This is a genomic window from Collinsella sp. SGI.184 (genome assembly GCF_050313415.1).
In the GTDB taxonomy this organism is placed as follows: Bacteria; Actinomycetota; Coriobacteriia; order Coriobacteriales; family Coriobacteriaceae; genus Collinsella.
Map to the genome: position 1 here is coordinate 1 of NZ_JBNPLJ010000018.1, position 13386 is coordinate 13386.

General features: G+C 56.7%; 9 protein-coding genes and 2 tRNA genes. 1 reads left to right on the plus strand and 10 read right to left on the minus strand.

The features are described from left to right. Window positions 1–682: 682 nt before the first annotated feature. The 10 genes from ACQRAJ_RS06815 to ACQRAJ_RS06860 form a co-directional block, all read right to left on the minus strand. Window positions 683–758: transfer RNA gene (locus ACQRAJ_RS06815), tRNA-Lys, on the minus strand. Window positions 759–786: 28 nt separating this feature from the next. Further along, on the minus strand, window positions 787–2067 hold the full coding sequence (locus ACQRAJ_RS06820; protein WP_427748134.1) for an aminopeptidase: 1281 nt from the start codon (window positions 2065–2067) through the stop codon (window positions 787–789). A 93-nt stretch (window positions 2068–2160) separates the two neighbouring features. Beyond that, window positions 2161–2736: a hypothetical protein gene (locus tag ACQRAJ_RS06825; protein ID WP_427717870.1), complete on the minus strand. Its 576-nt coding sequence runs from the start codon at window positions 2734–2736 to the stop codon at window positions 2161–2163. After that, the gene (locus tag ACQRAJ_RS06830) at window positions 2737–3615 is read right to left on the minus strand and encodes a phosphoribosylaminoimidazolesuccinocarboxamide synthase (RefSeq protein ID WP_427748164.1); all 879 of its coding nucleotides are present in this window, start codon (window positions 3613–3615) and stop codon (window positions 2737–2739) included. Between the two features lie 118 nt (window positions 3616–3733). Then, window positions 3734–5299 (minus strand): sensor histidine kinase, encoded by a 1566-nt coding sequence (locus ACQRAJ_RS06835; RefSeq protein WP_154516828.1) that lies wholly within the window; start codon window positions 5297–5299, stop codon window positions 3734–3736. A gap of 11 nt (window positions 5300–5310) precedes the next feature. Next, the gene (locus ACQRAJ_RS06840) at window positions 5311–6033 is read right to left on the minus strand and encodes a response regulator transcription factor (RefSeq protein WP_006236208.1); all 723 of its coding nucleotides are present in this window, start codon (window positions 6031–6033) and stop codon (window positions 5311–5313) included. Between the two features lie 152 nt (window positions 6034–6185). Continuing rightward, window positions 6186–7397 carry a hypothetical protein gene (locus tag ACQRAJ_RS06845; RefSeq protein ID WP_427748135.1) on the minus strand — a complete coding sequence of 404 codons (1212 nt, stop codon included), beginning with the start codon at window positions 7395–7397 and terminating at the stop codon, window positions 6186–6188. Then, on the minus strand, window positions 7397–7660 hold the full coding sequence (locus ACQRAJ_RS06850; protein ID WP_427717875.1) for a TIGR03905 family TSCPD domain-containing protein: 264 nt from the start codon (window positions 7658–7660) through the stop codon (window positions 7397–7399). The genes ACQRAJ_RS06845 and ACQRAJ_RS06850 overlap by 1 nt, the downstream gene beginning before the upstream one ends. 129 nt (window positions 7661–7789) lie before the next feature. Continuing rightward, complete coding sequence (purB, locus tag ACQRAJ_RS06855; protein ID WP_427748137.1) at window positions 7790–9136, minus strand: adenylosuccinate lyase; 1347 nt, start codon at window positions 9134–9136, stop codon at window positions 7790–7792. Between the two features lie 386 nt (window positions 9137–9522). Further along, a tRNA-Gly gene (locus ACQRAJ_RS06860) sits at window positions 9523–9597 on the minus strand. A gap of 297 nt (window positions 9598–9894) precedes the next feature. On the opposite strand from ACQRAJ_RS06860, the gene ACQRAJ_RS06865 reads away from it, so the two are divergent. Further along, the gene (locus tag ACQRAJ_RS06865) at window positions 9895–13326 is read left to right on the plus strand and encodes a SpaA isopeptide-forming pilin-related protein (protein WP_427748138.1); all 3432 of its coding nucleotides are present in this window, start codon (window positions 9895–9897) and stop codon (window positions 13324–13326) included. The last annotated feature ends 60 nt before the right edge of the window (window positions 13327–13386 follow it).

Sequence of the window (13386 nt, forward strand, 5' to 3'; positions counted from 1 at the left end):
CCTCGGGGCCGCCTCTCGGCGGCCTTGCGAAAAACGAATCCAAGTCAGACCATTTCAAATGGTTCGATGTCTGCCCGGATGCGACACATCTGGTGTGTCCATCCTCGCAGTATCCGGTTCTCAAGGTGCACGCCCTCGCGGTCAATCCGGTCCGACCGGGCCGCGCGGCAAGGAGATATATTGCCAGACCGGAGGGGCCCGCGGGGCGGGAATCACGCACTCCATATTTTGTTCACAAATAAATTGATCCTTCAGCTGTTTCACTGAAGTCATATCTGAAGCATCGGCTTCCGGTATTGGCGATGACCAGCTGGTTTATAGGTGTTGAGGTATCGGTCATCTCTGGTGCGCTACTTTACTCTAACGGCATCTGGTTTTGGTTTCCTGTCGGTAAAAGGCTGGTTTTGGCCGCCAGGCGTCCTTATATATAGAGAAGATCGGGTTCGAACCCGTGCACCGGCAACAAAAAAGCGGCCGGCATCCGCCAGTCGCTTTTCTATTCTATGGTGGGCCGTCAGGGGTTCGGGCCCGCTGCGCGGGCGGCCGCTTCGGCGCCTCCGCGCCTCGCGCGCTGCGCTGGCAAACGCTGACGCGTTTCCTCAGCTCCGCGCCCTTTCGGGTTCGAACCCGTGCACCGGCAACAAAAAAGCGGCCGGCATCCGCCAGTCGCTTTTCTATTCTATGGTGGGCCGTCAGGGGTTCGAACCCTGGACCTTGGGATTAAAAGTCCCCTGCTCTGCCAGCTGAGCTAACGGCCCGCGGATGGCATTGTACCACGGTCTGAGACTATTCCCAACTCCATTGGCCGTTCTGGAAAATCACAATTTCACGTCCATCAGGTGTAATGCCCGTAATATCGATGTCGTCCGTGCCAATCATAAAGTCAACGTGCGTGCTCGAAACGTTGACGCCATGCTCCAGAAGTTCCTCTTTGGACATGTCATACCCGCTTTCGATGCACTCGGGAAAACCGACACCCAACGCAAGGTGACAGCTGGCGTTCTCGTCATAGAGTGTGTCGTAGAATAGAATGCCGCTTTCACGAATCGGTGTGTTCTTGGAAATAAGCGCGACCTCGCCCAGATGAGCAGCACCTTCATCGGTTTCAATAATGCTCGCAAGCGTTGCCTTACCCACGCGAGCGTCATAGTCCACTACGCGGCCGTTCTCGAACTTAATCCAAAAATCGTCAACCTTATTGCCGTGGTGAATGAGCGGCATAGCCGAGTACACGATGCCGTCGGCGCGCATACGGTCGGGCGAGGTGAAGACCTCCTCGGTGGGAATGTTGGGGAAGAAAGGGTGACCGTCGGGAGTTTTTCCCTTGCCGCCGGCCCACTCATGGCCTTTCGTCATTCCAATCGTCAGATCAGTTCCATTCGAAGCGGTGTAGTGCAGGCAATCAAATTGATTATCGTTTAGGAAGCGCAGGTTCTTTTCGAATGTGGCGTCATGGAGCTCCCAGTCGCTCTCCGGGTCCTGGCCATCAGCACGAGCGGTGTGCAGAATCGCATTCCACAGCTTATAGACTGCAACCTCATCGGCGTCTCCCGGGAATACCTCGCGCGCCCAAGCAGCGACCGGAGCGCCGGCGATGCACCACGGGTTAATGTTGTAGTCCAGTCCACGGCGAAAGACCTTACACTGCATGTTCCTCGCCTTAGAAGCTGCGGCAGGCTTAGCGGGATCGATGCCCTTGAGGGCAGCAGGGTCCGTGCCCTCAATAAAGATAAAGCAGGCTCCGTCCTGAGCCAACGAATCCAGCTGTATGCGCTTCCACTCGGGAGTCTGCTCAAAATAGCTTTTCTCGACATGCTCGTAGGTAAGCCTCGTCACGGCATCGTCAGCCCAGATGACCGTCACGTGACCGGCACCGGCGTCATAAGCCTCCGCAACCACCACGCGCGCAAATGACGCGCACTCGACGGGAGACTGAACGACGACCTCCTGACCGGGCTTAACGTTGACGCCCTTGCGAACAACGAGACGCGCATAATTTTTAATCTTGGGCTCCAGGGACTTCATACCCTCCAGAGCCTCTTCGACCGTCAGGGCAGCTCGAATCATGTGCCACTCCATCTATCTACAGGACAGTAAAAAGGCACGCCGCAAAAAACGACGCGCCTTATATCTTAGCGATATCTATAGGTTGTAACGCTACTACTTCTTCTTGGAGGCCTTCTTGTCCTCTTTGGCAGCCGAGCGCTCGATGATAGCGTTGAGCTTGTTATCGGACATGCCCTCGGCCTGCGCGCGATACATATTACGCAAGGGACGGATGCGCACGAAGTCGTAGATGAAGTCACCCAGAATGACGATGTAGGACAAAACAATGCCGGCCATCTGGACGGGGCTGGACACCATGCCAGCGGGAGCGAAGTACAGCGAAGACCAAATGGCCACGACGAGCACCATGCCGATAGTAAGCACGGCCCACCAGATGCGGCGGCGCTTGGTGTAGTCCTCATCCTGCTTGAGAAGGATGCTCGACACCGTGTAGATGCGGTCCTCCTTGGCGCGCCGCTTAGCCTTGCGGGCGCGCTTCTCCTCTTTAGAGAGGCCCTCAAGGCTCTCGCCCTTCTCGAGCTCCTTGCGGCGTGCCTTGGATGATGCCGGCACGACGCGAACAGAACTCGCTGCCTGACGAGCTGGCTTGGCGGATGCGGCGGACTTGCGCGCAACCCCGGTAACCTCGTGGGATTGCGTGCGCTTGTTCGTGGCGCTGCGGGTACTCACTTACGCGTTCTCCTTCATGCTTGTAAACTGGGAGCCCGTGATGATCTGGAAGGCCTCGCGATAGCGCTCGGACGTGCCATCGATGACCTCGGCGGGCAGATGCGGGGTCTCCCCCGTCATATCCCAGTTGGCCTTGAGCCAATTGCGGACGAATTGCTTGTCGTAGCTAGGCTGAATCTTACCCTCCTCGTAGCTGGCGGCAGGCCAGAAACGGCTGGAGTCGGGCGTGAGGCACTCGTCGATCAGCGTGACCTTGCCATCGATGACACCAAACTCAAACTTGGTGTCGGCAATGATGATGCCACGGGTCGCTGCATACTCGGCGGCAGCTTTGTAGATCTTAAGAGACAGATCTCGGATCTGCGTGGCGATGTCCTCGCCAACGATCTCGCAGCAACGCTCAAACGAGATATTCTCGTCGTGATCACCGATCTCGGCCTTCGTGGACGGGGTGAACAGCGGCTCGGGGAGCTTGGAGGCCTCGGTCAGGCCCTCAGGCAGCTGGATGCCGCAGACGGTGCCGTTCTCGTCGTAGGTCTTCTTGCCCGAACCGGTCAGATAGCCGCGGACGATGCACTCGATAGGAATCGTCTGGGCCTTCTTAACCAGCATGGCGCGGCCTGCGAGATAGTCACGATACTCGGCAAACTCCTTGGGGAAATCCGCCGGATCGATGGAGACGAGGTGATTGGGGATGATATCGGCAAACTTGTCGAACCAGAACGCCGAGATACGGTTGAGCACCTCTCCCTTAAACGGAATTTCGTCGGGAAGAATAAAGTCGAACGCAGAAATGCGATCGGTGGCGACCATCAACAGGTTTTCGCCGGCATCGTAGATATCACGAACCTTGCCACGGGAATCCGGACGACGCTCCATCGTTGTCACGTGAGTCACTCCTTACCTAAATACGACAGAAATGCGGGTTCTTTACCGCACGTTTTCGCAAACTCGGAGCGGCAGGGACGCGGTCCCTCCTTCACCGAATAGCGAAAAGCTAGTGCTCCATTGTAGTAGATGCCGCGTCCGCCGTGTGCTCGCGGGGCAGATGAATCGTAAAAGTCGTACCCTTTCCAAGCTCCGACTCCACGGATATGTAGCCATGGTGACGCTCGACGATCTGTTTAGTTACGGCGAGGCCGACGCCCAGGCCGCCAGCTTCGCGGGCGCGGCTGGCATCGGCGCGCCAAAATCGTCCGAAGATACGCGACAGATCGTCCTTGGCAATACCGATACCGGTATCCGAAACGGCAATACTGACATGCTTGCGGTCACTGAGCACCGACACTACGACCCAACCGCCCTCGGGGGTGTAGCGCATGGCGTTGCTCATGAGATTGATGACGCATTGCGTGATCATGTCGGGATCGGCCTCGACGACATCGTCGTGCCCCTGGGTTTCATCTGCAAAGCGAAGGCGAAGGTCACGGTCGGCAAACAGACGCTCCTGGCCGTTCACAATCGATCGCACGAACGGAACCATATCCACCGGTTCGAGATTGAGCGGAGCCGTGCTGTTTTCCATACGCGATAGGTCAAGCATCTGCTGCACCAAACGAGCCAGGCGACGCGTCTCGGAAGCGACCGTCTCCAGATGCTCGTCGTCGGTGGGGTACACGCCGTCTTGCATGGCCTCGACCGTTGCAAGCATGGCCATGAGCGGTGTACGAAGCTCGTGTGCGACATCCGAGGTCAGGCGCTTTTCGTGCTTCATATCTTTCTCGAGCGAGGTGGCCATCTCGTCAAAGGTCTCACCCAGCTGGTCGATTTCGTCATCGCCGCGCAAGCCCGTACGAGCAGACAGATCGCCGTCGCGAATTTGCTTGGCTGTGCTCGTAATACGATGAATCGGCTTGGTAAGCATGCGCGACACGAGCGATCCGATAACGACCGAGATGCAGATTGCAACAACCGCGGCAAGAGCCATGGCGTTAAAGGTCTTCTCCCTAAACGCAGAATCTGCCTTAGTGAGCAGAGCGTCGGAGCCGATAGCCCATAGCTTTACCTGTCCGACATGCTCGCCAGAGGACGTAACGATTTCGACGTTGGCAACGCTATCGGAGTCGGTGGGCGCTGACGAGACCGGGCTATGCGAGGCCTTTTTACCGCTCGAGCTGCTCGACGGCAATTCGCTCTCGCGCACATCGGCGGTCGCACTTGCCGAAGGCCATGAGTCGTCATAAACGACAACGCCCTTTTTGTTGACGACCTGCATACCCAGGTCGTCGGACACCAAGCTCGATGTCGCGACCGTGCGCAGCTCGCCCGCAGTCCAATTGCCGTTTTCCTCATACGACGTCGCAAGCTTTTCGGCAGCAGAATTGGCGATCTCGACGATATTGGAGCGCGTGTAATCCGAAAAGACGGTACCCCACACAACGGAGACAACGCCCACCAGCACCAATACCGTCATGAGCGATGTCAGGGCAAAAGCCAAAGCCATACGCGAGGGATAGCTCATCGCCGGCCGTGAATCGGAACGAGGCGTGTTCCAACTTGCCTTGGAACCCGCCTCGTTCTCCTGCTTGTGCTTTTGTCCGATTTCAAAGCGCGCAGGTGTCATATGTGATTTACCTATTTCTCGTCCGACTTATCGGTCTTGGCCGGAGCCTCGAAGCGATAACCGACGCCGTGAACGGTATAGAGCCACTTAGGCTTCTTGGGGTCGTCGCCCAGCTTGGCGCGAAGGTTCTTCACGTGGCTGTCGATGGTGCGCTCGTAGCCCTCAAAGTCGTAGCCGAGCACCTTCTCGACCAGCTCCATACGGTTATAGACGCGACCGGGATGGCGAGCAAGCGTGGTAAGCAGCTTAAACTCGGAAGCGGTCAAATCAACTTCCTTGCCCTCGACCAAGATCTTGTGGCCCGAGATATCGATGACCAGATCGCCAAAGTCGAGCACCTCAACGGCGGGCTCGTCTGCCTGGTGAGCACGACGGAACAGGGCGCGAACGCGGGCGACGAGCTCGCGCGGCGAGAACGGCTTGATCAGGTAGTCGTCGGCACCAAGCTCGAGACCGATGATGCGATCCTCGATCTCGCCCTTGGCGGTAAGCATGATGATGGGCACATCCGAGGTATCGCGGATAGTGCGGCAAACGCGCTCGCCGGGGATCTTGGGGAGCATAAGGTCGAGCACAACTAGGTCGAACTGGTGCTTCTCGAACTCCTCGATCGCAGACTGGCCATCGCCAACGCCAACAACCCAGTAGCCCTCGCGCTCGAGATAGGCAGCGACAGCGTCACGGATCGCCTTCTCGTCCTCGACCAGCAGAATCTTTTTTGCATCTGAAGCCATAACACGGCCCCCCTGTCTCAATTAGCTAAGAACAAGCCCATTTTAACGCACCTGAGCCCACCGGGTATCGCATGGGCGCGACAGCTCGGCGGGCGGTACTCACGGTTACAATGGGCTTATTCCCCCGTTGGCGCCTTTTTAACCCCTCGGCGCTAAAGAGAGAACAGGCGAGCGGTAACCGTCTCGGGAATTCCTTGGCTATTACGCACCGTGGCATAGGTTAAAAACGTATTCGATTTTCCCGCCGTAGCTGGATAGTCGCCATATTCGAGAGCGCGGTCGGGCGACAGCAGCGAACCATAGGTTTTAGCGGAGGTATCGATCAGAAAATGCGATGCCTGAACCTTAACCAGATATTTGCCCTTCCTGCCGGCGGCGCACGCAAGCGGTTCGCGCGATAGAAATTGATACGGGCCGCCCTCGTTACCAATGTAGGTACCCATATTGCCCAGGCCGCCCACGCCGGCATAGGTCGCCTCAATGGAGAACACAAACGTATCGCCCATATATACGGCCTCGAAAGGTGACACCGACGAAGGAAGGACCAGCTGAGCCCTCTTGGTATTGTTGCCGTCCGTCAGGTCGATCGCCGTCATGCCGTAGTAGACGCCCTCGTCATTGCGCACGCGGGGTGAGATAGTCAGGATGCCATCGCTCACGCGCGGTGCAGACGCAAAGCGGCCTGTCGACTTCCAGATTGCCTCCGCTTTAGATTCATCGAGCGAACGGCGGTAGCAATATGAATCGCTGCCGGTCTTATTGCCACCGGTCGAAGGCATCTTGTACCAGATGACCGACGAGTCAAAGGCGGTAAACAGCGGAGGGTCGTAGTCCTCACCGCCGCGATCAAGCTCAACGGCATTACCAGTAAGCGCCGCGCCCGACAGGGTTTGCGCATAGAGCTTCCACGACGAATTCGCGTAGTTCATCTCAACCCACGCAAACACGCTATCGGTGGCGCGAACGTCGTAAAACGCATAACCGGAACCCTCGACAGGATCGTCAATCAACGTGGTGAGTGAGCCGTCCCCCATGTTGAACACGCCAAGCGTGTTGGCATGCAGCGCAGATGCGGGCGCCATCATCGCCGCAGCGTAACCTCCATCGCAGTAGTACAGCAGCGTCCCCAATGGCAACGTCCACGACGCCGTCGGCTTAAGATCAATGTCGACGGCCTCATACTCTTCGGTAATCGAGACGATCTTGGAATCATCTTTGATAACCTGCGGCTCACCGGCAGCATCATCGCTGGTGCCCGTTTTTTTCGAGCACCCCGCAAGCAGCGTGGCAGCACTCGCGGCAGCACCACCCAACACAAATCCTCGGCGCGTTACCCCATTCTTAACGCGATCAAAAATACTCATTAGGCAATCTCGGCACGCGCGGCCTCGATGGCACGCGTAAGCTGGTCGGCACAGGAGGTCTTTTTCGTGCCGCACGTATTGCCGGCCAACACCTCAATCACACGATCGGAAGAAACACCTTCGACCAATTTAGAGATGGCCTTGAGGTTGCCGTTGCAGCCGCCGGTAAACTCAACGCCCAGCACTTTGCTGCCGTCATCGGAAAGATTGAGGTGAATATTGCGAGTACACACGCCCTGGGGCTTGTAATCAAACGAAATCATGCGATCTCCTTCTCAGAATGTCATTCGAGACGACTATTATCCCCGTCTTTCCATAAATGCAACGAGGCGCTTTACCGGCAACACACATTACCAGCAAAGCGCCCTAAAAAGCTAACGTTATGCCCGAACCTACTCGAAGCTCAGCTGCTCCAGACGATCGAAGACCGTATCGATGCGGGTGAGGAAGTCCCACGGATCAAAGATCTCGTCGAGCTTCTCCTGGCTGACGGTGCAGCGCGGATCGGCCTCGAGGCGCTCCTTGAAGGTGGGGCCGGAAACGCAGTCCTGCACCTCATGCCAGGTCGCCATGGCGTTTTCCTGCACGATTGCGTAGGCGTCCTCACGGGTAATGCCCGTATCGACGAGGGCCAACAGAACCTTGGAGGAGAAGATGAGACCGCGGGTCTTGTTGAGGTTGGCCATCATGCGAGCCGGATACAGCTGGAGGCCATCGATAACGCGGATAAGGCACTGGAACATGTGGTCAAGTGCGATAAAGCTATCGGCCTGGGCGACGCGCTCGGCAGAAGAGTGCGAAATGTCACGCTCATGCCACAGGGCGACGTTGTCGAAGGCGACCTGGGCGTTGGACTTCACGACGCGCGACAGGCCGCAGACCTTCTCCATGGTGATGGGGTTACGCTTGTGCGGCATGGCGGAGCTGCCCTTTTGACCCTTGCGGAACGGCTCCTCGGCCTCGAGCGTATCGGTCTTCTGCAGATTGCGAACCTCGGTAGCGATACGCTCGCAGGTGGCCGCCGTGGTGGCGAGGACGCCAGCGAGGTAGGCATGATGGTCGCGGCTGATAACCTGCGTGGACAGCGGGTCGTGAACCAAACCCAGGTGCTCGCAGACATACTCCTCGACAAACGGCTCGATGGAGCTGTAGGTGCCAACGGCACCCGAGATGGCACCGAAGGCGACGTTCTTGCGAGCGTCCTCAAGGCGATCCAGATCGCGCTTGAGCTCCCAGGCCCAAGAGCCAAACTTCATACCAAAGGTCATAGGCTCGGCGTGGATGCCGTGAGTGCGACCGGCGCAGAGCGTGTTACGCTCCTCGAAAGCGCGACGTTTGCAGATCTCGCCGAGTTTCTTGACGTCCTCGATAATTAGGTCGCAGGCCTGGGTAAGCTGATAGCACAGGGCCGTATCGCCCAAGTCAGAGCTGGTCATGCCATAGTGAACCCAACGGCTGGGTTTAGGCTCGCCCTCGGGAACATCGGCGTCAATATACTCCTTCATATTGGTCAGGAAGGCAATGACGTCATGGCGCGTGACTTCTTCGATCTCGTCGACCTTCTCCTTCTCAAAGTTGGCGTGGTCGCGGATCCACTGTGCTTCTTCTTTAGAAATACCGATCTTGCCGAGCTCCGCCTGGGCCTCGCAGGCCAGAACCTCAATCTCCTGCCAAATGGCGTACTTGTTCTCGAGGGAGAAGATGTGTCCCATCTCCGGGCGGGTATAGCGATCGATCATAGCGGCTCCTTTTTGGTTATTGGCACGTTGGTCGTAACCCAACCATTGTACCGTGCGCAGGTGCAAGTATAGGCAGCAGGTATTAACCTAACATTTTGCCATTTGCCTAACGTTCACACCTTGTCGGGTTCGAGTCCCGGCGCTTTATTGAAAAAAGCACGACACCGTGATGGTGCCGTGCTTGTACTTTTAACTGGAGCGGGCAACGGGACATCCGCGCATTTGCTTCGCAAATCCGCACCGGCTTCAGGCGCCTGTCGGCGCCTTCACCTGCTCGCTACAAACGCTTCGCGTTTGCTTAACGCTCACACCCTGTCGGGTTCGAGTCCCGGCGCTTTATTGAAAAAAGCACGACACCGTGATGGTGCCGTGCTTGTACTTTTAACTGGAGCGGGCAACGGGACTCGAACCCGCGAGTGTCAGCTTGGGAAGCTGATGCCTTACCACTTGGCGATGCCCGCATATGTGGGGGATAGTATAACGCGGTTGTCTTGTTTGATACAAGGGCACTAACCCTTGTTTTACGCATGGAAAATCATCTTCTTGTTGCTCGAATTGCGAAAACAGGGACTCGAGTAACTTTTTTACACCGTCTTCTACCTGCTCTTTTGTTTGATTATCTAAAACCGGTCTCCATCTGTTGGGAACTTGGCAAGTTCTTGGTCAGCTCGCGGTACTTACCCGTATGACCCCCGGCGCTAATCTCATCCCACGCGCCGCAATCTCCCAGCGCGGCGCACAAAGGATAAGGAGCAGCCATGTCCAATGCACCCACGCACTCTGTCCACAGCGCAATCGCAACAGCACCGCTGCTCCTATTCCTCTTGTTGTTTCTAGCCTGCGCCACGCCTGGTACCGCCTGCGCCGTCGATGGAAACGATACGCTTAGTTTCCGCACCATCAGCGATATGTGCGGACCGTTTGGCATTGGCAAGTACGAGGCACAAGACGCCTCGATTTCTTACTGCATGAACCAAGACTGCCCCGGCCCCAGCAGCCCAGGAGGACCCTGGCGGACCTACAATCAGGGTTGGACATGGCTCGACAACGAGTTTGCCGCCGTCATCTGCCATGGATACCCCTCCGCCACATCATTTGGCGGCCATAACCTAACGGCCGAACGCGCCCGCGCCGCAACCCAGATTGCCGTGTGGATGCTCAAAGGAACCACGCGCCCCGACGGCTCTTTTGCGTATACAAACAACGCCGGCGTTGCCAAAAGCGGCAAGTTCGATCAAGACGCCGAGGTTGTCGCGGCGGCGCGCTGGCTCTACGACAACGCAAAAGCCGGAAATATTAAGGCCGACCCGCATCGCGCCAGACGCTATCACGGACCCGTCTCTAACGAAGGCCGGCACCAGGATATGCTCTACGTTTTGCCCACCATCAACGTATCCTTTGAGAAAAGATCTGCAAACACTGTCATTACCAGCGGGAACGATACGTATCAGTTAGCTGGGGCGACGTTTAACATCTTTGAGAAAAACACGGACAAACACGTCGGCAGCATCAAAATGGACGGCAACGGTCGTGCACGGGCAACGCTTTTGCCCAACACGGCATACTACCTAATCGAAACCAAAGCGCCGACAGGCTATCTGTCCCGACGCGATCGCATTGCCTTTACCACCGGAAAGAGCGGCGGACATGTCACAATCAACGAGCAGCCAGGTTCTATCACGCTGCGTGTCGTCAAAACCGATGCCGCCACGAGTGCCGGAGCGCAGGCGGGAACCTCGCTCGCCAAAGCCGAATTTACCTGTGTCTCGCAATCTACCCCTGGGTGGACGCGCACCTTCACGACCGAAGGCGATGGCCAGGCGACCTTAAGCGGCATTCCCCTGGGAACCTTTACCCTCTACGAATCGAAAGCACCAGAGGGCTACCTGCTCCCCCATGACAGCTGGACCTATACGATCGGCCCCAATCAACTAAACGACATGGGCGTCGTTGAGCTCGAACGCCGCATCCCCAATACTCATATTGCGTTTGACCTCGAGATTTCCAAGTTCAAGGATTACGGGAACGGCGAGCAATCGGGATTAGAACAGCCAGCGGAAGGCGTCGTCTTTGAAATCGTCAGCAACAGCTCTAAGCAGGTCGTAGGCACATTGACGACAAATATCTATGGCTTCGCATCCACCAAAGACCAGCCCAAGGCCTGGTTTGGCGCGGGCACACGACCGGACGGCGTCCATGGAGCCATCCCCTACGATCGTGAGGGGTATACCGTTCGCGAGGTCCCGGAAACTGTTCCCGCAGGCTTCAAGCGGGCAGAGGATTGGACCATCGCGCCCGAGCAAATCGCCGACGGAGCCAAGCTTCAGTACATAGTGGACAATCACACCCTTTCGACACATCTCCAAATCATCAAACGCGATGCCCAGACGGGAGCTTCCGTCCCCCTTGCCGGCTTTAGTTTTCAGCTGCTCAACAGCAACCGTGAACCCATCTCTCAAACATGCTGGTATCCGACGCACAACGTTATGAACACCTTTACCACCAATGCGACCGGCACCGTCACGTTGCCAGAATCGCTCAAGCCGGGCACATATTACGTACGAGAAGTCGCAGCCAAAGCGCCCTACCTTGTGGGCGACGAACTGAAGGTGACGATTCCTGCCGATGCAGATCTCACACCTATCGCCGCCGTCTCGTATTTCAACAGCGCGGCAACCGGAAGCATCGAGATCGTGAAGGCTGACGCAGTAGACGGCAGTGCCCTATCTGGTGCCAAGTTTGAAATTCGCGCTGCCGACGATATCGTTTGCCCCGATGGCCACATTGCCGCCCTTGCCGGTGAAGCCGTTGCCACCGTCACAACTGATGAACAGGGTAAAGCTCGCGTAGACAACCTTTCGCTGGGTTGCGGAACGGCACGATACAAAGTCGTTGAAACCCAGTCTCCCGACGGCTATCTACTTGATCGGACAGCACATATCGTTGAGCTTACTTATATCGACCAGAAGGTCCCCGTGGTCGAGTCGCAGATCGAATTGCCTAATGATTACACCAAGGTCGATTTCTCCAAGGTCGATATGACAGGCAAGCATGAAGTTAAAGGCGCCCGACTGGTCTTATGCGACGCCGATGGAACAGAAATTGATTCTTGGATATCATCCGAGCAGCCACATCGCGTGGAGCACCTTGAACCCGGTTCTTATACCCTACGCGAAACAATGTCCCCACGCTCCTATGACCTCGCTGAAGACGTATCCTTTGAAGTCGAGGATACGGGGAAGATCCAGGCCGTAACCATGACGGATGCACCGATTGAGATTAAGGGGAGCGTCGACAAGCGACAAGAAATCGCGCGGCCAACCGCAAAGGGAACAGTGGCGAACGGCGACGGTAAAAACCGGGCTGCGACGCAACCCGACAGAAAGGGCTCCTATTCCTACACCATCGACGCTCAAAACGAATCGAGCACCTGGGTCGACGAGTTCACCGTCACCGACGATCTCGAATGTGCCAAAGACGGCACGGCAAAACTTGTCGCCATTAAAACCCCGATCGCCTTCGGCGACTTAAACGGGCTCTGCAATGTTTGGTATCGAACGTCACCGGCAGACAAGTTGGGCATAAAGGAAAAGGCCAACGCCACACTTGACGATGAACACACCAACCCGTGGCTCGAGACAGCCGAGGTCAAAGAGCGGCTGGGCGAGGATGTGCGGATTGTCGATTACGATGGCTGGAGTCTTTGGAAAGCCGATGTCTCGACCACGGAGTCTTCCACCCTCGAAGTAAAGGACCTTACGCTTTCGGACGACACTGTTATCACGGGGATTCGCTTTGAGTATGGCTCGGTTTCCGCAGACTTTACGACCCGGCGCGACAACGATTCTTGGAATCGCAATGGGCTTAAAGACGAGCATGACGACCTTGACGACGCGACGGCATCCCTCAAATCGGATTTACACGGGGCAATCATCCGGATGTGTGCAACCTCATCTTATACACCCCAAACCGCACTCGCCAACAGTGCCCGTGTTGACCTTTGCCGCAACGGAGGAGGCGAAAAACTCGAGTCGCACGATAAAGATCGTGTTGTTCAAAAATGCGCCATTCCGCAGGATCTTCCAAATACGGGCAATGCACCCATCATCTCTTTTCTCACCGCACTATTGACCGCCGGTGGCACAGCAATTTGGCTCACTTGGCTAAGCTCGGCATCAAAAGAGGAGTAGGTAGAAATAACGGGCGAGCCGATATGCCGGCTCGCCCGTTATCTGGCGTATGTAACCAAA

What these genes read in the sequence shown, in the direction of transcription:
- ACQRAJ_RS06820 (WP_427748134.1), bottom strand. Translation starts at nt 2,067, where the DNA reads ATGATTCGAGCTGCCCTGACGGTCGAAGAGGCTCTGGAGGGTATGAAG.
- ACQRAJ_RS06830 (WP_427748164.1), bottom strand. Translation starts at nt 3,615, where the DNA reads ATGGAGCGTCGTCCGGATTCCCGTGGCAAGGTTCGTGATATCTACGAT.
- ACQRAJ_RS06835 (WP_154516828.1), bottom strand. Translation starts at nt 5,299, where the DNA reads ATGACACCTGCGCGCTTTGAAATCGGACAAAAGCACAAGCAGGAGAAC.
- ACQRAJ_RS06840 (WP_006236208.1), bottom strand. Translation starts at nt 6,033, where the DNA reads ATGGCTTCAGATGCAAAAAAGATTCTGCTGGTCGAGGACGAGAAGGCG.
- ACQRAJ_RS06845 (WP_427748135.1), bottom strand. Translation starts at nt 7,397, where the DNA reads ATGAGTATTTTTGATCGCGTTAAGAATGGGGTAACGCGCCGAGGATTT.
- ACQRAJ_RS06850 (WP_427717875.1), bottom strand. Translation starts at nt 7,660, where the DNA reads ATGATTTCGTTTGATTACAAGCCCCAGGGCGTGTGTACTCGCAATATT.
- purB (WP_427748137.1), bottom strand. Translation starts at nt 9,136, where the DNA reads ATGATCGATCGCTATACCCGCCCGGAGATGGGACACATCTTCTCCCTC.
- ACQRAJ_RS06865 (WP_427748138.1), top strand. Translation starts at nt 9,895, where the DNA reads ATGTCCAATGCACCCACGCACTCTGTCCACAGCGCAATCGCAACAGCA.